This is a genomic window from Parvibaculum sp. (assembly GCF_049651025.1).
In the GTDB taxonomy this organism is placed as follows: domain Bacteria; phylum Pseudomonadota; class Alphaproteobacteria; order Parvibaculales; family Parvibaculaceae; genus Parvibaculum.
In genome coordinates, this window is record NZ_JBASBH010000061.1 from 1 (window position 1) to 17,149 (window position 17,149).

A 17,149-nucleotide genomic window follows, 5' to 3' on the forward strand; every position below is an offset into this window, starting at 1 on the left:
GTTCGAGTTTCAGATCGGCGCAACGCGGATGCTGCGGATAAGGCGAGCGCGCTAGAGCGTGGCGAAGAATGTGTCGATGGCGGTGAGCGCTTCCGCTTCGTCGAGGAAGGGCACATGGCCGCGATCCTTGACGGTCACACCAGTGATTTTCGGATGCTGCTTTTCCATACGCTGCATCGTCTCGGCGCTCAGAATATCGGAGTTCTCGCCGCGAATGACGAGAGCGGGCGCATGGCCCAGCGCCTTGAACTGCGGCCACATATCGGGAAGGGCACCGTTCGCCGCTTCCAGACCCTTGCGCAATGCGGTGCCGATCTTGGCGTCATAGTCGATCTTCGGCACGCCGCCTTCTTCGGCGAAGGTGCGTCGTGCCTGCTCATACCAGTCGTCGCTGGTCAGGGTGGGGAAGTCGCGCTCGTTCATCATGCGCAGCTTGAAGGCGGCTTCCGTCCAGGTGGCGGGCGCTTCCATCGCGCCGGCATATCCTGCAATGCGCTTCAACCCGTCGATTGAAACTTCAGGGCCGATATCGTTCAGCACGGCGCCGCGCACAGCGTTTGGTCGTTGGGCGGCAAGCAGCATGGTGACGATGCCGCCGCGCGATGTGCCGATGAAGGCCGCCTGATGGATGCCGGCTGCGCCCATCAGATCGAGCACGTCGAGCATTTCGTTTTGCGGCGTGTAGTCGCTCCAGCTTTCGCAATATTGCGAGCGGCCGCGGCCGCGCAAATCGGGGCAGAGGACGCGGCGCGTGGCAGAGAGATGGCTTGCCAGCGCCTCGAAGTCCTTGGAGTTCCGGGTGAGGCCCGGCAGGCAGATTGCCGGGACCTGCTTCGAGGTGCGCTCGCCAAAGTCCTTGGCGAAGAGGCGCAGGCCGTCCTGCGATGTATAGAACAGATCGCGGTAAGGGGCGGTCGATTGCATTGCAGTCATCGTTTGGCGTTTCCGCGCTTGGGCGGCAGCAGCGGCGTGCGCGCGTCTTCGGCAGCGTCGTTCAGGCTATGCACTGGCTTGGGCTGCGCTTGGGCCAGGGTTTCTTCCTCTTCGGTCACCGGGGCCATCGCCGATGCCGGAATAAGCGGCGAGGCGAGCGGTATCCTGCCGGGCACGCGAGCTGGCAATGTGATTGGCGCGCCCGTGTTGCGGCGGATGTCTTCGCTCAGGCGAATTTTCTGTGCGCTGCCGCTCAGGCGCGTTCTGTAGACTTCGAGATTTTCCATGACGCGCTGCACGTAGTTGCGCGTTTCGGAGAAGGGAATGTTTTCGATCCAGTCGATCGGATCGACGGCGGTGGAGCGCGGATCGCCGAACTGGCCCTGCCATTCGCCGACGCGGGATGCACCGGCGTTGTAAGCCGCGATGCTCATCACATAAGAGCCGCTATAGCCGTCGATCAGGTCGCCGAGATGCGCTGAGCCGAGCATGGCGTTATAGGCGGGGTCCGACGTCAGACGATTGACGGAGTAAGGCACCGAAATCTGGCGGGCAACGGCGCGGGCCGTGTTCGGCATGAGCTGCATCAATCCGCGTGCGCCCACGGGGCTCATGGCAGCGGGATCGAACTCGCTTTCCTGACGCGACAGGCCATAGACCAATGCCTTTTCGACGGGCGGGCCTTTGGCGGTGAAAGCAGGCATGGACGAAACGGGATAGGCGCGCTGCGGCAGAACCATGTTGCGCTGGGATGCGGTCTTGGCGACGCGTAGCGACAGTTTCGGATCGTCGAAAGTGAGCGCCATATCCGCAAGCTGCACAAGCTCCTGCGGCGCTTCCAGAATATCGGCCAGATGCAGCATGAAGCTCCAGGCCTGACCGTCACGGCCGAGGTCATGCAATATCTGCGCGACATGCACGAGTTCGAGTTTCTTGAAGGCGGCCTTTTCGGCGGCGCTCGGCGTCGGGTCTTTGGGCAGGTGCAGACGCGCTTCGCCACTGCCGAAGCTTGCAAGCGCGACCGTGCCGAGCTGGCCATAGAAAGTCGTCGGATAGTGCGCGGCGAGGCGGTAGTAAAGCTCCGCCGTCTTCTTGTCGCCTTGTGCAGAGGCGGCGCGCGCGCACCAATATTCGGCGCGTGCTTTGCTGATGGGCGTTGAGACCGCATCCTTGAGGCGCAGGAAATGCGCCAGCGCATCGCCGGGCTTGTTGAGGTATTGCAGCGCGATCCAGCCGCTCATGAATTCGGCGTCGGCGTAATCCGCGCCTTCCTTCAGCCCATGCTTCGAGACGATGCTGTAGGCCTCTTTGTACTGGCCGAGGTTCAGCGCGACGCGAGCCGCAATCTTGCGTTCGACCCACCAGGCATCGATGCTCACCGCCTGATGCGGTTTGCCAGGCGCGGTCAGGATGAGCGGCAGGGTGGCTGCGTCATTGCCGCGTTTACGCTCGTAGCGGATGCGGTCGAAGAGGAGGCCGGTATCGCTTTTCAGCGATGTCGGCACGCGCGACAGAGCGTCGTCGGCAAGGTCTGAACGGTTCATCAGGCGGATGCGCGCCTCGGTCAGCGCCTTGGCACCCTCGCCGATAAGTGCCGCCGTTGTCTTGGCCTCGGTGGTGCGTTTATCTGCAAGCAGGCGGTCGAGCCGCGCCTTGTGGATGGAGGATGTGAGCAAGCCCCGGAAGTTCACCAGGATTTCCTTCTGGCGGGCGGGGGAAAAATCGTCTTCAGCCCAGGCGCGCTGGATCCAGTTTTTTCCGCTTTCCTTGTCCCCGGAGGCAATCAGCGCCTGACCGAAGCGAATCTTGCCGTCGCCGGTCAGCGGCGGATGGGAACTGAACCAGGTGATTGTGTCCTGATTGCTTTTGGGAGACGCGAGCAGCGCCTCTTCAGCGCGGCGGTTCAGGAGCGCCTGGCGAGGCCAGTCGGGATTTTGTTCCTGAAAGGCCACGATCTCGGCCAGCGTGGCACCTGAATCCTGCGCGACAAGGCGCGACCAGAGAATGAGCTTTGCAGCCGCCGGGTCGTTCAGGCGCTTCATGTGCCGCATCGCTTCCGGCCAGTTTTTCCGGTCGGCCTCGTTGAAAGCGTCGGAAATGGCAGCGAGATCGGCGGCGGTCAGCAGCGTCGAGGTAACGCTGGCGAGATGGCGCTTGGGTTTTACCGGAACGGCCTTGGCGGTCTTTTTATGGTGCACCGCCTTTTTGGCGTGCGGCTTTGCCTTGGGCTTTTTTGAGGTTTCAGCCGCCTTGTGCGCCTTATGCGTTTTTGTCGCAGTCTGGGCGCTGGCGGAATCGTGCGACCCGAGCATGAGCGCGGCCGCGAGCGTGAGCGCCATCAAGGGCGCAAAAAGCACCTGCTTCAGACACGACATTCTGGTACACGCCTGATCCGGCAATGGAGCCGCCTAATCTTGTTAAATTGCCGGATGCCCCCGGCGCCAATGCTTGTCGTTGAACTTCCCTTAGGCACAAGGGCTATTCCACGGCAGATTATCGTTTATTGAGTCTACCAACGTGCTAACAAGCGGGGCAACTGCACGCAAGGTCACAACTCGGTTTCAGGCCAGTTTCCTTGCCGCTTCCACGGCTTATGGTTATCTTGCGCGCCGCCTTGCCACTTGAGAGCGGGCTATTGGAGCAAATGAAGATGTTCAAGGGATCGTTCGTCGCCCTCATCACCCCGTTTCGGGACGGCAAGGTTGATGAGGAGGCGTTCGCCAAATTGGTGGAGTGGCAGATTGCCGAAGGCACGCATGGGCTGGTCCCTTGCGGCACGACGGGCGAGTCGCCGACGCTCAGCCATGAGGAGCACAAGCGCGTCGTCGAGATTTGCGTCGAGGTGACGAAGAAGCGCGTGCCGGTTATAGCCGGTGCGGGGTCGAACAATACGGTCGAGGCGATCGAGCTGACGCGTTTTGCCAAGGATGTTGGCGCGGATGCAGTGCTCAGTGTGACTGGCTATTACAACAAGCCCTCGCAGGAAGGCCAGTATCAGCACTTCAAGGCGATCAGCGACGCCGTCGATTTGCCGATTTTCCTCTACAATATTCCGGGCCGCAATATCGTGGACATCAGCGTTGAGACGATGGTGCGCCTCGCCGAACTGAAGAATGTCGTCGGCGTCAAAGATGCGACCTCCAATCTTGCGCGCACCAGCATGCAGCGCCACCTGATCGGCAAGGATTTCATTCAGTTGTCAGGTGAAGATGCATCCTCGCTCGGCTTCAACGCGCATGGCGGCGTCGGCTCCATTTCTGTAACGGCCAATGTGGCGCCGAAACTCTGCGCGGAATTCCAGACGGCGACGCTCAAGGGCGATTTCGCGCGCGCGCTGGAGCTTCAGGATCGTCTGATGCCGCTCCACAATGCGATGTTCCTTGAGCCGAGCCCCGGTCCGGTGAAATACGCAGCGAGCCTGCTCGGTCTTTGCCGCGACGAAATTCGTCTGCCGATGACATCGGTTACTGAGCCTGTTCAGGTGAAAGTGCGCGAAGCTATGCGGCATGCGGGTCTGCTGAACTGACCCTCGACACCAACTGAGGGAACATGTCCTCCAAAAGCGGCGGCGCAAAAAAGAAGCTCGGCGACGGCAAGAAGATCATTGCCGACAACCGTAAGGCTCGCTTTCACTATTCGATCTCCGACACGTTCGAAGCGGGTGTGGAGCTGCATGGCACTGAGGTGAAGTCGCTTCGCGTCGGGCATGGCAGCCTGAATGAGGCCTATGCCCAGCCGACGAAGCAGGGCGAGATCATGCTGCTCAACGCCTATATTCCCGTCTATCTGCAGGCGCATCAGTTCAACCACGAGACAAGGCGGCCGCGAAAGCTGCTGCTGCATCGCCGTGAGATCGACAAGCTTTCGCAGGCTGTGCAGCGTCAGGGCATGACGCTTGTGCCGCTGAAGATGTATTTCAACGACAAGGGCCGCGTGAAGGTCGAGCTTGGGCTTGCCGAGGGTAAGAAGCTCGCCGACAAGCGCGAGACGGAGAAGCAACGCGACTGGCAGCGCGACAAGGCGCGCCTGATGCGTGAGAAGGGCTGAAGCCCGTTGCGCGCCCTTGTTCAGTGGATTTTCAACCGCCCCTACCTGCTGCTTTTCTTGACGGCACTTTTCTGGAGCGGCAATGCCATTGTCGGGCGCGCGGTCATCGACACCATGCCGCCCATCGGGCTTGCCTTCTGGCGCTGGTTTCTCGCCTTTCTGATCGTGCTTCCTTTCGCGATTCGGCCTCTCATGGCCGACGCGCAGGTGCTCAAGGCCTATTGGCTCAGGATTGTGGTTCTCGGCCTTCTCGGCATTTCCACCTTCAATGCATGCCTCTATATCGGGCTGCACAGCACGCAGGCGATCAATAGCGGCGTGCTGCAATCGGTCATGCCGATGCTGATCGTCGGCATGACGGCGCTTTTGGGAGAGCGCCCGACCGCGCGGCAGCTTGTCGGCATTGTCGTCGCGCTTGTCGGCGTCTTCGTCATGCTGTTTCGCGCCGACCCCGCGCTTATGGCGGCGTTTTCGTTCAATCCGGGCGATGTGTGGATTCTCGCAGGCGTCGTGGTTTATGCCGTCTATTCGGTCGGGCTGCGATGGCGGCCGCAGCTCAACCCGTTGAGCTTCGTTGCCGCGACCTTTGCTGTCGGCTGGCTTTCCATGCTGCCGCTTTACATCACGGAGACGATGAACGGCGATCCGGTCACGCTATTGCCCATCAATCTCGCAGCCATCGGCTATGTCGCGATTTTCCCGTCGCTTGTCGCCTATCTGTGTTTCAACCGTGGTGTCGAGCTGCTGGGGGCATCGCGCGCGGGGATTACGCTCTATCTCGTCCCGATGATCGTGAGCCTGCTCGCAATCCTGCTGCTCGGCGAACCGTTTCACCTCTACCATGCAGCGGGCATGGCGCTTATTCTGGGTGGTGTCGGTTTTGCCGAAAGCAGGCGGAAGGATCAGCAATGAGCGATGACAACAAGCCGGGTCTGATCGGGCAGATCAAGGACAAGCTGATCCGCTCGAAAGAAAAGACGGCGGAGGCGGGCAGGCACCTGACGGGGCGCGTCGATAACGACCATGCGAACCGCTTGCCGCCCGGCCAGCATCTTGTCGACAAATGGCCCGTGCTCGATCTCGGCATTCAGCCGGAGCTTCCGCTGGATACATGGCGGCTTGCCGTTGACGGGCTTGTCGAACATCCGCTCACATGGACCTTTGATGAATTCATGTCGCTGCCGCAGGAGCGCTTCGTCAGCGACATTCATTGCGTGACGACATGGAGCCGTTACGACAATCGATGGGATGGCGTTTCATCGAAGACGATTCTCGATTTCGTGAAGCCGAAGGCGGATGCCCGCCACGTCATTTTTCATTCGTATGATGGCTATACGACGAACATCAAACTCGAGGTCTTCGCCGAGCCGGATGTCATCATCGCCCATAGCTGGGAAGGCGCGCGGCTGACGCGCGAGCATGGCGGCCCCGTTCGCGCCATAGTTCCGCAATGGTATTTCTGGAAGAGCGCGAAGTGGATCCGCCGGATCGAATTCAGCGCGACGGACAAGCCCGGTTTCTGGGAAGAGCGCGGCTATCACAATGAAGCCGATCCGTGGACGGAACAGCGGTATAGCTGACGCTGTTTCTGGCCCTCTCCCTCCGGGAGAGGGTTGGGTGAGGGACTTCCCTCATGCCTTGTCCAGATAAGCCCGAATATCCTTGAACACGGCGTGGAACATTTCCGGCGTGAGGCGGCGCGTGTTGGTGTTGTAGCGCGAGCAGTGATAGCTGTCGAAAAGATGAATTCCGCTGCCCATGTCGTGGCTCGCCTGATGGGCGAAAGCGAATTTCGAGCGTCTCAGGCCGTTTGTCGTGACGATGCTTTCATGGGCAATGCGGCCAAGCGCCAGAACGGCTTTCAATTTCGGCATCGCGGAAAAACGCGCCTTCAAAAACTGCTGGCAGGTGTTTGACTCAAGCGGCGTCGGCTTGTTTTGCGGCGGCACGCAGCGCACCGCGTTTGTAATCATGGCGTCGACAAGCATCAGCCCATCGTCAGGCCGCGCATCAAAATGACCTTTTGCAAAACCGTATTCGATCAGCGTCGAGTAAAGGAGGTCGCCGGCAAAATCACCTGTGAAGGGGCGCCCGGTGCGGTTCGCGCCCTGAACGCCCGGCGCGAGGCCGACAATCAGAAGCCGCGCGTCTTCCGTGCCGAAGGACGGCACGGGGCCGTTGAACCAGTCGGGATGCGCGGCCTGATTGGCGTGCCGATAGGCGACGAGGCGCGGGCAAAGCGGGCAGTCGCGTGGCGGCTCTGTCGGCGATGCAGGATTCAAGGCTGAAACGTTTGCCATTCAGGCGCGCGCGGGCAAATCGTCGTCGTCATCTTCATCGTCGTCATACTCATATTCGTCGTCATCTTCATCGATGGCATTTGGCTGCGGCGCCGTCTGTGCGGGATGGCGCGCGGGCTGATGATTGCCGTCGCCGCTGCGGCCAATGGCGGCGCGCATCGTATCGAGATCGACGAACTGGTCTGCCTGGCGGCGCAATTCGTCGGCGATCATGGGCGGCGAGCTGCGTGTCGTCGAAATGACGGTGACGCGTTTGCCCTTGCGCTGCACGGCATCGACGAGGCGACGGAAGTCGCCATCGCCGGAGAAGAGGACGAGGTGATCGATATTCGGCGCCATCTCCATCGCATCGATGGCAAGCTCGATATCCATATTGCCTTTGATGCGGCGGCGGCCCTGCGCGTCGGTGAATTCCTTGGCGGGCTTCGTCACGACCGAGTAGCCGTTATAGTCGAGCCAGTCGATCAGGGGGCGCAACGGGGAGTAATCCTGATCCTCGAGCAGTGCGGTGTAGTAGAACGCGCGGATCAGCGTGCCCTTGCTGCGGAAATGTTCGAGCAGGCGCTTGTAGTCGATATCGAAATTGAGGCCGCGAGCGGCTGAGTAGAGATTGGCACCATCGATAAAAAGGGCGATCCGTTCCTGCGGATAAAAATTCATCGGCTCTGCCTGTATATGCTTACGATTGAAATATGAGATGCGGGGTCTTTTTATATGCAACACAAGCTATAGAAAGGGCGGCGTTTTTGGAACGGCTTTCGAGCGGCGCTTGCCGGGTGTTTTGAATGATCCTCATCGGAATGGGCGCAAACCTGCCGACGGTTTACGGCGAGCCACGCGACACGCTCAAGGCGGCGATTGCCGCCATGCCTGCTTTCGGCATTTCAATCCGCAAATGCTCTTCCTTCTATCTGACGCCCGCCATGGCCGAATATGTCCAGCCGCCCTATGTGAATGCGGTCGCCTCCATCGAGACGGCGCTGCCGGCTCCCGACCTGCTTGCGGCCTTGCACCGGGTCGAGGCCATGTTCGGGCGGGTCCGGGAGGCCCGCTGGGCGCCACGGACGCTCGATCTCGATTTGCTCGATTATGACGGGGAGGTCGTGGTCGCGACGGGACCTCGCGGGCTGGAAGCGGGGCCAGGGGTGCTTCCCATGGCGCTGCCGCATCCGGGCATGGCCGAACGGGGGTTTGTGCTTGTTCCGCTGCTCGAAATTGCCCCGGAATGGCGCCATCCCGTGCTGGGCGAGGGAGCGGCAAGGCTTATCGAGGAGGTCAAGGCGGGGCAAGGCGCTGCCGCAATCGCCGAAATCGAGCGTCTCCCGGCCTGATTGGCACCAAATCGCGGCTCTAACAGCCTGTTTTGCCTTGCCTTCTCATGGCTGAGCCCCTAAATACCCGGTAACCCATACTTACCCCGGAGTCCGTCCTATGGCGCGTGTAACCGTTGAAGATTGCGTCGATAAGGTGCCGAACCGCTTCGAGCTGGTTCTGCTCTCGGCGCATCGCGCGCGTGCCATGTCGGCCGGTGCCGAGCTGACCATCGACCGCGACAACGACAAGAACCCGGTTGTGGCGCTTCGTGAAATCGCCGAGCGGACGATTACTCCGGTCGATCTGCGCGAAGATCTGATCGGCAGCATGCAGAAGCGCGTCGAAACGGAAGAGACCGAAGCGGAAGCCGTGCATCTTCTGACGTCCGGCGAGTCGGCCGAAGTGGTCGACACGTTTGGTGCGGCGGCCGGTTCCAGCGACCGGATGAGCGAAGAAGAGCTTCTCCGCGCCATCCAGACCCAGATAGACTCGCCGCAGCAGAAATCCGCAGATGCGGACGATATGGACGGGGAAGACTGAGCGAAGGGACGGAGAGGAATTTTCACTCCCGAACGCCGATCGAATTCAAGCGCCGCCCCGGCCGGAAGGTAGGGCGGCGCTTTTTGTTTTGCGGCGGGGCGCAAGGCCCCGCGGAGAAGAACTGGAATGTTGCGGCAGTACGAGCTGGTTGATCGTGTCCTGGGCTATGATCCGCGTGCGGATGAAGCCTTGATCAACCGTGCCTATGTCTATGCCATGAAAAAGCATGGCAGCCAGATGCGGGCGAGCGGCGACCCTTACTTCTCGCACCCGATTGAAGTCGCCGGCATTCTGACCGATCTCAAGCTCGATACCGCGACCATCGTGACTGCGCTCCTCCACGATACGATCGAGGATACGGGCGCGACGATGGACGAGCTTGCCGATCTTTTCGGCGTGGAGATCGCCAACCTCGTCGATGGCGTCACGAAGCTCACGCGTCTTGAGCTGACGTCGGAACGATCGAAGCAGGCGGAAAATTTCCGCAAGTTCCTGCTCGCCATGTCCAACGACATTCGCGTGCTGCTGGTGAAGCTTGCCGACCGTTTGCACAATATGCGGACGCTGCACTTCATCAAGTCGGCGGAAAAACGCCAGCGCATAGCGCAGGAGACGATGGATATCTATGCGCCGCTTGCGGGACGCATGGGCATTCAGGAAATTCGCGAAGAGCTTGAGGATCTGGCTTTCAAGGAGCTGAACCCCGAAGCGCGCGAGACGCTGATGAAGCGGCTCAATGAATTCAGCGCCGAGAGCGGTGATATCGTTGAGCGTATCGCGGAGGAATTGCGCGCGAAGCTTCTGGAGGGCGGCGTCGCCTGCGAGGTCGATGGGCGGCAGAAGCGGCCTTATTCGGTATGGCGCAAGATGGAGCGCCGCGCGATTTCGCTTGAGCAACTTTCAGACATTTTCGGCTTCCGCATCATTGTGGACGAGGTGCCGGATTGCTATCGCGCGCTTGGCGTTCTGCATTCGAACTGGCCGATGGTGCCGGGGCGTTTCAAGGATTACATCTCCACGCCGAAGAATAACGGCTATCGATCGATCCATACGACGATGATCGGGCCGAAGCAGAAGCGCGTCGAGATGCAGATCCGTACGCGCAAGATGCATGAGGTCGCCGAACTCGGCATCGCGGCGCATTGGCTCTACAAGGAAGGTTCAAGCGGCGCGGAACGCTCGGAAGAATTTGCGGGCACTTTCAACTGGCTCCGTCAGCTTATCGAAATGCTGGAGCATGGCGGATCGCCGGAAGAATTTCTGGAGCATACGAAGCTTCAGATGTTCTCCGATCAGGTCTTCTGTTTCACGCCCAAGGGGCTTCTCATCACGCTGCCGCGCGGCGCGACGCCGATCGACTTCGCCTATGCGGTGCATACCGAGGTCGGCGATAGCTGCGTCGGTTGCAAGATCAATGGCCGCCACATGCCGTTGCGCTCTGTGCTGGTGAATGGCGACGAGGTCGAAATCATCCGCTCGCAGGCGCAGCGTCCGTCACCCGCATGGGAAGCCTTTGTCGCCACCGGCAAGGCGCGTTCGGCCATTCGTCGCTCGATCCGTTCGGCCAAGGAAGCGGAGTTCGGTCGCCTCGGCCGCCAGATATTGAAGGGCGTTTTTGAGACGGCCGGCAAGGAAGTCTCCGACGTCATTCTTCAGCGCGCATTGCATTCGCTGCATAAGGAAGACCTGGACGAATTGCTTGCCTCTGTGGGCGACGGCACGCTTTCGGCGCAGCAGGTTCTGGAAACGGTTTATCCTGAGCTGCCTGTGAAGAAGGGCGCGCGCCGCAAGCCTACGCGAAACGATTCTGAGGATCAGCGCGGCGTCGTTCGCATTACGGGGCAGGGGCGCGGGTCGGCGATCCGCATGGCGCCGAACAGTTTCCCGCTGCCGGGTGAGCGCATTGTCGGCATCATCACGCCGGGCGAGGGCGTGACCATTTACCCGATCGACGCTCCAGCGCTGGCGGAGTTTGATGGCGAGATGACGCGCTGGCTCGACGTTGCCTGGGATATCGACCCGGACCATCCGCAGGTCTTCCCTGCGCGGCTCAATATCACGGCGCGCAATGAAGTGGGCGCGCTTGGCCACATCACCTCGCTTGTTGCCGATTATGGCAGCAACATCACGAACCTGACGATGACACAGCGCGATTCCGATTTTTACGATATGCAACTCGATCTTGAGGTCCGCGACTTCAAGCATCTGACGCGCATCATGTCGGCGCTGAACGGTATTTCGGTCGTCAGCCAGGTGGTCCGCCCCCGGCGCTAGGACGTGCGATATTTTCTGAAATCTGCTATTGCGATGCGCGAATAGTGAGGGGCACATGAAAGAAGCTAGAGTTCTGAAGGAATTTGAAAAGGCAGGGGCGCTCCTCAAGGGGCATTTCATCCTGTCGTCGGGCCTTCACAGTCCGCTGTTCCTGCAGAAGGCGCTGGTCTTCATGCACCCCAAACGCACGTCGAAGCTCTGCAAGGCGCTTGCGGCAAAGGTCGCCGAAGAGATCGACATCGACAAGATCGATGCCATTGTCTCGCCGGCTGTCGGGGGCATCATCCCCGGCTATGAAACCGCGCGTCATCTCGGCGTTCCGGCCATGTATGTCGAGCGCGAGGGCGGCGAATTTGTCGTGCGACGCGGCTTTCCTTTGACCAAGGGCATGCGGGTGCTGATGGTTGAGGACATTGTGACGACCGGCGTTTCCTCGCGCGAATGCATCGCGACGATCAGGGCGACGGGCGCGCGCGTTGTCGCGGCGGCCTGCCTCATCGACAGGTCGGGCGGCAAGGCGAAGGTCGGCGTCAAGCTCATCTCGCTCGCGCAGATTGATATCCCTGCCTATCCGGCAGACAAGCTTCCGCCCGAGCTTGCGGCCTTGCCCGCAGTGAAGCCCGGCAGCCGCGGTCTGGCATAGGTGAGAACAGGAAAAGCCCTTCGTGTTTCAGCGTAGAGTTGCACTTCGTCCTCTACAGAGATTGCGGGAGTGGCTTTGGCCCAGCATCGGCTGGAAACGTGCGACCATGTATATCTGGCGCCGTGTCTGGCGGCTCACTGGCACGCCGCACATGGTGGCGCTCGGCGTCGCTGCCGGTGTCTTCATGTCGTTCACGCCATTTCTCGGCTTTCACATCATCGTCGCGATGCTGATTGCCTGGGTGTTCCGCGGCAATTTGCTGGCGGCGGCTTTCGGCACGATGATCGGAAATCCCGTCACCTATCCGCCGATCTGGCTTGCGACTTACGATCTCGGCAACTGGATGCTCGGCGTCTCTACCCGTCCCGATATCGACCTTACGTCGACGCTGATGGGCGCCAAGGCTTTCGACATGATCCTGCCGGTCCTGCTGCCCATGGCGGCCGGCTCGCTGCCGCTTGGGCTTGCGGCGGCGCTGATTACCTATTTCATCATCAAGAGCACGGTGGCAGCTTACCAGTTGCGCCGCCGCGAGCAGCTTGAGGCGCGCATCATGTCGCGTAAAGTGCCGATAAAGGCGGAGGACGGAGAATGAGCGGAGAGACTGCGATGCATCTACGCCTCGGCGTCAACATCGACCATGTCGCGACCATCCGTAATGCGCGAGGTGGCGATCATCCAGATCCGGTGCGGGCGGCAGAGGCCGCTGCTGCCGCGGGAGCCGATGGCATCACGGCGCATCTGCGCGAAGACCGCCGCCATATCCGCGATCACGACATCGATCGGCTGATGGGTGAAAATCGTTTGCCGCTCAATCTGGAGATGGCGGCGACGGAAGAAATGCTGGCGATTGCGCTGCGCCACAAGCCCCATGCGGTTTGCATCGTGCCCGAGCGGCGCGAGGAAGTGACGACCGAAGGCGGGCTCGACGCAGCGGGACAGCACAATCATCTGGTGCCTTACGTGAAGCGGCTCGCAGATGCCGGCATCCGCGTTTCGCTGTTCATAAATCCCGATATCCGGCAGCTTGAAGCGGCCTGCGCGCTCGGCGCGCCGGTCGTCGAACTGCATACGGGTGCCTATGCGCATGCGGTGGATTCGTGCGATGCGGCCCGGTACGAGGCGGAGCTTGCGCGCATTGCCGATGGCGCGCGTGAGGGCTTTGCCCTCGGGCTTGAGGTTCATGCCGGGCACGGCCTGACATTCGACAATGTCACGCCGATTGCCGCATTGGCGGAACTCCGCGAACTCAATATCGGGCATTTTCTGGTAGGCGAAGCAATCTTCGGCGGATTTGACTCCACCATCCGGCGGATGCGCGCGCTTATGGACAAGGCGCGGGCCGACGCTCTTGGATCGCGCATCGCATGATTATCGGTATCGGCAACGACCTGATCGATATTCGCCGCGTTGAAAAGACGCTGGAGCGGTTCGGCGACCGCTTCACGGAGCGTATTTTTACCGAAGTCGAGCAGGTGAAATCCGACCGCCGTCGCAACCGGGCAGCCTCCTATGCCAAGCGCTTTGCCGCCAAGGAGGCCTGCGCCAAGGCGCTGGGCACTGGGCTGAGCCGGGGGGTGTTCTGGAAAGATATGGGTGTCGTCAATCTGCGGGGCGGGCAGCCGACAATGGTTTTGACCGGCGGGGCTCAAAAGCGGCTGGAGGCCATTACGCCGGGCGGTATGGAGGCAATTATTCACCTCACAATCACCGATGATGGCCCGCTTGCACAAGCTTTCGTCATTATTTCGGCCGTACCCGGCTCTATAGAGAGCAAGGGCTGACGCGGCGCGTCGTTATGCTATTGTCCCGGCTGTTTCGCGGCGCGGCCCTGGGACAGGTCGGTTACAGGAGCTTGGGTATATGTCGATGTCTGAAAAGCTGAATAATGCGCGTACAAGCGCATTTGCGGAGAACCTCCGCACCATCGGCTATGCTCTGCTGATCGCGCTGGTCATCCGGGCCTTCTTTTTCCAGCCTTTCAACATCCCTTCCGGCTCGATGATCCCGACGCTGCTGATCGGCGACTATCTCTTCGTCGCGAAATACAGCTACGGCTATTCCAAGCATTCGCTGCCCTTCAGCCCGCCGATTTTCGACGGTCGTATTCTCGCCCGCCAGCCGCATCGCGGCGACGTCGTGGTCTTCAAGGTGCCGACCGACAACCGAACCGACTTCATCAAGCGGCTGATCGGCTTGCCGGGCGATGAAATCCAGATGAAGCATGGCGTGCTCTATATCAACGGCACCGCCGTGCCCCGCGTTCGCGTCGAGGATTTCGTTCGCCGCGACGAGTTCGGCAATGTGCAGCGCATTCCGCAATATCGCGAGACGCTGCCGGGTGGGGTTTCATACACGACGCTCGATCTCATCGACGAGAGCGTGACGGACAATACGGGCGTCTATGTCGTGCCGCCGGATCACTATTTCATGATGGGCGACAATCGCGACAATTCGAATGACAGCCGCGTCCAGAGCGTCGTCGGTTATGTGCCCTTCGAAAATCTTGTCGGCAAGGCTGAGACCATCTTCTTCTCGACCGATGGCAGCGCCCATTTCTGGGAAGTATGGCGCTGGCCCTCGGCCATTCGCTGGAACCGTATTCTCACCTGGGTCGATTGAGCTTGAACCGCGTCACGACGCGCGCCCTGGAAGCGCGACTTGGTTACAGCTTCACCGACACCCAGTTGTTGATCCGAGCGCTTTACCATTCGAGCGCACAGGATCATCGGCGTGGGGTATCGCTCAGCAATGAACGCCTTGAATTCATGGGCGACCGTGTGCTTGGCCTCGTGATTGCCGAATGGCTGCTGCGCGAGTTTCCGAATGCTGATGAGGGCGAGCTCGCAGTGCGCTACAATGCGCTTGTCCGCAAGGAAGCCTGTGCGGCTGCTGCCGAACGGATCGAGCTTGGGAAATATCTCGTGCTCGGGCCCGGCGAGGAACGGGCGGGCGGGCGCGAAAAGGCCGCCATTGTCGCGGATGCTTGCGAAGCGGTGATTGCGGCGCTCTATCTCGATGGCGGACTTGATGCGGCGCGGGCCTTTATCGAGGCCGAATGGGCGCCGCTTCTGGCGGAACCGGCGCGGCGGACGGATGCAAAGACCGCCTTGCAGGAATGGACGCAAGGACAGGGACGGGGCATTCCGTCTTACAAGGAAATCGAACGTTCGGGCCCCGATCATGCGCCGGTCTTCAAGGTGCAGGTTGAAATTTCGGGTGTCGCGCCGATCAGCGGTGCGGCCGGGTCCAAGCGGCAAGCAGAACAGATAGCGGCGCGGGCGATGCTCGTGCGGGAAAAAGTTTGGAGTGAGAATGACTGAGACGAAAACAGCGCAGACCAAATCCGGGTTCGCCGCGATCATCGGCGCACCGAATGCGGGGAAGTCGACGCTGTTGAACAGTCTCGTCGGCTCCAAGATCGCGATTGTCACGCATAAGGTGCAGACGACGCGCAGCCGCATTCGCGGCATCGCCATTGAGGGCGACACGCAGATCGTCTTTGTGGATACGCCGGGCATCTTCAAGCCGAAGCGCCGCCTCGACCGTGCCATGGTCGATGCCGCCTGGGGCGGTGCGGGCGATGCCGACGTCGTCGTGGCAATGGTCGATGCTGAGCGTGGACGCGACTCGGATGTGGAGCGCGTGCTTGAAGGGCTGAAGGGGCAGGGCCGCAAGGCTATTCTGGCGCTCAACAAGGTCGATATGCTGACCGAAAAAGGCCGCGAGAAGATGCTTAAGCTCGCGACCGACCTGAACGAGACGGGCCTGTTTTCCGACACCTTCATGATCTCGGCGATGACCGGCAGCGGCGTTGCGGATCTGAAACGCCACATTGCCGGTTTGATGCCGCCGGGGCCGTGGCACTATCCCGAAGACCAGCTTGCCGATGTGCCGCTGCGTTCGCTTGCCTCAGAGGTCACGCGCGAGAAGCTTTTCCTGCGGCTTCACGACGAAATCCCCTATTCGCTCACCGTCGAGACAGAGTCTTACGAGACGAAGAAGGACGGCTCCATCCGCATACAGCAGATCATTTTCGTCCAGCGCGAGAGCCAGCGGAAGATCGCGCTTGGCGAAGGCGGGCAGACGATCAAGACGGTCGGCCAGTTGGCGCGCGAAGAGCTTCAGGAAATGCTGGGGACCAAGGTTCACCTGTTCCTCTTCGTGAAGGTGCGCGAAAACTGGGGCGATGATCGCGAGCGTTATCGCGAAATGGGCCTCGATTTTCCGAAGAACTGAGCGGGCCTGTCGGTTGAGTTAAGTCGCTTAACTTGCTCATAAGGCGCTATAATTGCTCTATGTTCAGATTTTACTTCAACTCCGCAGGCGGTCATGGACTGGCGTGACGAAGGCATCGTCTTGTCGACGCGCAGCTATGGCGAGTCAGGCGCCATCCTTGAGTTGTTCACGCGCGAACATGGGCGGCATCTCGGGCTTGTGCGTGGCGGTGCCGGGCGTCGGCACAAGGCTTCGCTTCAGCCGGGCAACAGCCTCGCCGCGCATTGGCGCGCGCGGCTCAATGAGCATCTCGGCACTTATACGGCGGAGGTCGTGAAGCCGCGCGCCGGTGTGCTGATGGATGATGCCTTTGCGCTGACGGGCCTCAGCGCGGCTTGCGCGGTCGCCGGTATCATCCCCGAGCGCGAAGCCCATCCGGCGCTTTACGAGGGCTTCGAGCTTTTGCTCGATATGATGGAAGACCCTGACATCTGGCCTGCGATTTTCGTGCGCTGGGAGTTGGGCTTACTGCAGGAGCTTGGCTTCGGTCTCGATCTCGCGCAATGCGCGGCAACCGGCTCGCGCGACGATCTTGCCTATGTGTCGCCACGCAGCGGCGGCGCGGTGTCGCGGGCAGCCGGTGCGCCATATGCCGAACGGCTCTTTCGCCTGCCGCAATTTCTGATCGGCACGCAGGCGGGCGAGGCCAATCCAGCCGATATCGCCGAGGGGCTGAAGATCACCGGGCATTTCCTCGAGCGGCATCTTTATGCGCCGCAAGACAGGCATCTGCCGGATGCGCGGATCAGGCTGATGGAGCGTGTTGCGACACGCGCGGCATGATCGCGAGAACGAATCATTGCTATATTGCCGTCGTAAC

At 60.8% G+C, this 17,149-nt stretch carries 19 protein-coding genes; 15 read left to right on the forward strand and 4 right to left on the reverse strand.

Features of this window, described 5'->3' with window-relative positions:
- Positions 1 to 51: 51 nt before the first annotated feature.
- Together WA943_RS07715 and WA943_RS07720 are read right to left on the reverse strand one after the other, a co-directional pair.
- On the reverse strand, positions 52 to 924 hold the full coding sequence (locus WA943_RS07715; protein WP_424469284.1) for an alpha/beta fold hydrolase: 873 nt from the start codon (positions 922 to 924) through the stop codon (positions 52 to 54).
- Positions 925 to 929: 5 nt separating this feature from the next.
- A complete protein-coding gene (locus tag WA943_RS07720) occupies positions 930 to 3,308 on the reverse strand; it encodes a lytic transglycosylase domain-containing protein (RefSeq protein ID WP_424469285.1) in 2,379 nt (792 codons plus the stop codon).
- 275 nt (positions 3,309 to 3,583) lie between these two features.
- Between WA943_RS07720 and dapA the strand changes: the two genes are divergently transcribed.
- Genes dapA through WA943_RS07740 form a run of 4 tightly spaced genes read left to right on the forward strand, consistent with a single transcriptional unit; the run spans position 3,584 to position 6,560 of the window.
- Entirely contained in the window at positions 3,584 to 4,459 is an 876-nt protein-coding gene (gene dapA / locus WA943_RS07725; RefSeq protein ID WP_424469406.1) for a 4-hydroxy-tetrahydrodipicolinate synthase, read from the forward strand.
- A 23-nt stretch (positions 4,460 to 4,482) separates the two neighbouring features.
- Positions 4,483 to 4,980, forward strand: a complete 498-nt coding sequence (gene smpB / locus WA943_RS07730; protein WP_424469286.1) for an SsrA-binding protein SmpB — start codon at positions 4,483 to 4,485, stop codon at positions 4,978 to 4,980.
- A 6-nt stretch (positions 4,981 to 4,986) separates the two neighbouring features.
- On the forward strand, positions 4,987 to 5,892 hold the full coding sequence (locus WA943_RS07735; RefSeq protein ID WP_424469287.1) for a DMT family transporter: 906 nt from the start codon (positions 4,987 to 4,989) through the stop codon (positions 5,890 to 5,892).
- Positions 5,889 to 6,560, forward strand: coding sequence for a sulfite oxidase-like oxidoreductase (locus WA943_RS07740; RefSeq protein WP_424469288.1), 672 nt, complete (start codon positions 5,889 to 5,891; stop codon positions 6,558 to 6,560). Before WA943_RS07735 ends, WA943_RS07740 begins: the two co-directional genes overlap by 4 nt.
- 51 nt (positions 6,561 to 6,611) lie before the next feature.
- Here WA943_RS07740 and WA943_RS07745 read toward each other — a convergent pair whose 3' ends face one another.
- The gene (locus WA943_RS07745) at positions 6,612 to 7,280 is read right to left on the reverse strand and encodes a uracil-DNA glycosylase (protein WP_424469289.1); all 669 of its coding nucleotides are present in this window, start codon (positions 7,278 to 7,280) and stop codon (positions 6,612 to 6,614) included.
- Positions 7,281 to 7,940, reverse strand: a complete 660-nt coding sequence (locus WA943_RS07750) for an NYN domain-containing protein (RefSeq protein WP_424469290.1) — start codon at positions 7,938 to 7,940, stop codon at positions 7,281 to 7,283.
- Positions 7,941 to 8,065: 125 nt separating this feature from the next.
- On the opposite strand from WA943_RS07750, the gene folK reads away from it, so the two are divergent.
- From folK to recO, 11 genes are all read left to right on the forward strand, one after another.
- Positions 8,066 to 8,611, forward strand: a complete 546-nt coding sequence (folK, locus tag WA943_RS07755) for a 2-amino-4-hydroxy-6-hydroxymethyldihydropteridine diphosphokinase (RefSeq protein WP_424469291.1) — start codon at positions 8,066 to 8,068, stop codon at positions 8,609 to 8,611.
- A 100-nt stretch (positions 8,612 to 8,711) separates the two neighbouring features.
- A complete protein-coding gene (gene rpoZ / locus WA943_RS07760; protein WP_424469292.1) occupies positions 8,712 to 9,134 on the forward strand; it encodes a DNA-directed RNA polymerase subunit omega in 423 nt (140 codons plus the stop codon).
- Between the two features lie 126 nt (positions 9,135 to 9,260).
- Positions 9,261 to 11,408: a RelA/SpoT family protein gene (locus WA943_RS07765; protein ID WP_424469293.1), complete on the forward strand. Its 2,148-nt coding sequence runs from the start codon at positions 9,261 to 9,263 to the stop codon at positions 11,406 to 11,408.
- Positions 11,409 to 11,463: 55 nt separating this feature from the next.
- The gene (gene pyrE, locus WA943_RS07770; RefSeq protein ID WP_424469294.1) at positions 11,464 to 12,051 is read left to right on the forward strand and encodes an orotate phosphoribosyltransferase; all 588 of its coding nucleotides are present in this window, start codon (positions 11,464 to 11,466) and stop codon (positions 12,049 to 12,051) included.
- A 106-nt stretch (positions 12,052 to 12,157) separates the two neighbouring features.
- Entirely contained in the window at positions 12,158 to 12,646 is a 489-nt protein-coding gene (locus tag WA943_RS07775) for a DUF2062 domain-containing protein (protein WP_424469295.1), read from the forward strand.
- Positions 12,643 to 13,422: a pyridoxine 5'-phosphate synthase gene (locus WA943_RS07780; RefSeq protein ID WP_424469296.1), complete on the forward strand. Its 780-nt coding sequence runs from the start codon at positions 12,643 to 12,645 to the stop codon at positions 13,420 to 13,422. The genes WA943_RS07775 and WA943_RS07780 overlap by 4 nt, the downstream gene beginning before the upstream one ends.
- A complete protein-coding gene (gene acpS / locus WA943_RS07785; protein WP_424469297.1) occupies positions 13,419 to 13,835 on the forward strand; it encodes a holo-ACP synthase in 417 nt (138 codons plus the stop codon). The genes WA943_RS07780 and acpS overlap by 4 nt, the downstream gene beginning before the upstream one ends.
- A gap of 85 nt (positions 13,836 to 13,920) precedes the next feature.
- Complete coding sequence (gene lepB, locus WA943_RS07790; protein WP_424469407.1) at positions 13,921 to 14,673, forward strand: signal peptidase I; 753 nt, start codon at positions 13,921 to 13,923, stop codon at positions 14,671 to 14,673.
- Positions 14,674 to 14,675: 2 nt separating this feature from the next.
- A complete protein-coding gene (gene rnc, locus WA943_RS07795; protein ID WP_424469298.1) occupies positions 14,676 to 15,374 on the forward strand; it encodes a ribonuclease III in 699 nt (232 codons plus the stop codon).
- Complete coding sequence (era, locus tag WA943_RS07800; RefSeq protein WP_424469299.1) at positions 15,367 to 16,290, forward strand: GTPase Era; 924 nt, start codon at positions 15,367 to 15,369, stop codon at positions 16,288 to 16,290. Before rnc ends, era begins: the two co-directional genes overlap by 8 nt.
- A 93-nt stretch (positions 16,291 to 16,383) precedes the next feature.
- The gene (gene recO / locus WA943_RS07805; protein ID WP_424469300.1) at positions 16,384 to 17,112 is read left to right on the forward strand and encodes a DNA repair protein RecO; all 729 of its coding nucleotides are present in this window, start codon (positions 16,384 to 16,386) and stop codon (positions 17,110 to 17,112) included.
- The last annotated feature ends 37 nt before the right edge of the window (positions 17,113 to 17,149 follow it).

Bases quoted from the DNA above. Each gene is read 5' to 3' on its own strand.
- smpB (WP_424469286.1), top strand. From the start codon at position 4,483: ATGTCCTCCAAAAGCGGCGGCGCAAAAAAGAAGCTCGGCGACGGCAAG.
- WA943_RS07720 (WP_424469285.1), bottom strand. From the start codon at position 3,308: ATGTCGTGTCTGAAGCAGGTGCTTTTTGCGCCCTTGATGGCGCTCACG.
- WA943_RS07780 (WP_424469296.1), top strand. From the start codon at position 12,643: ATGAGCGGAGAGACTGCGATGCATCTACGCCTCGGCGTCAACATCGAC.
- acpS (WP_424469297.1), top strand. From the start codon at position 13,419: ATGATTATCGGTATCGGCAACGACCTGATCGATATTCGCCGCGTTGAA.
- WA943_RS07715 (WP_424469284.1), bottom strand. From the start codon at position 924: ATGCAATCGACCGCCCCTTACCGCGATCTGTTCTATACATCGCAGGAC.
- lepB (WP_424469407.1), top strand. From the start codon at position 13,921: ATGTCTGAAAAGCTGAATAATGCGCGTACAAGCGCATTTGCGGAGAAC.
- pyrE (WP_424469294.1), top strand. From the start codon at position 11,464: ATGAAAGAAGCTAGAGTTCTGAAGGAATTTGAAAAGGCAGGGGCGCTC.
- recO (WP_424469300.1), top strand. From the start codon at position 16,384: ATGGACTGGCGTGACGAAGGCATCGTCTTGTCGACGCGCAGCTATGGC.
- WA943_RS07750 (WP_424469290.1), bottom strand. From the start codon at position 7,940: ATGAATTTTTATCCGCAGGAACGGATCGCCCTTTTTATCGATGGTGCC.
- WA943_RS07765 (WP_424469293.1), top strand. From the start codon at position 9,261: ATGTTGCGGCAGTACGAGCTGGTTGATCGTGTCCTGGGCTATGATCCG.
- folK (WP_424469291.1), top strand. From the start codon at position 8,066: ATGATCCTCATCGGAATGGGCGCAAACCTGCCGACGGTTTACGGCGAG.
- rpoZ (WP_424469292.1), top strand. From the start codon at position 8,712: ATGGCGCGTGTAACCGTTGAAGATTGCGTCGATAAGGTGCCGAACCGC.
- era (WP_424469299.1), top strand. From the start codon at position 15,367: ATGACTGAGACGAAAACAGCGCAGACCAAATCCGGGTTCGCCGCGATC.
- WA943_RS07745 (WP_424469289.1), bottom strand. From the start codon at position 7,280: ATGGCAAACGTTTCAGCCTTGAATCCTGCATCGCCGACAGAGCCGCCA.
- WA943_RS07740 (WP_424469288.1), top strand. From the start codon at position 5,889: ATGAGCGATGACAACAAGCCGGGTCTGATCGGGCAGATCAAGGACAAG.
- dapA (WP_424469406.1), top strand. From the start codon at position 3,584: ATGTTCAAGGGATCGTTCGTCGCCCTCATCACCCCGTTTCGGGACGGC.
- WA943_RS07775 (WP_424469295.1), top strand. From the start codon at position 12,158: ATGTATATCTGGCGCCGTGTCTGGCGGCTCACTGGCACGCCGCACATG.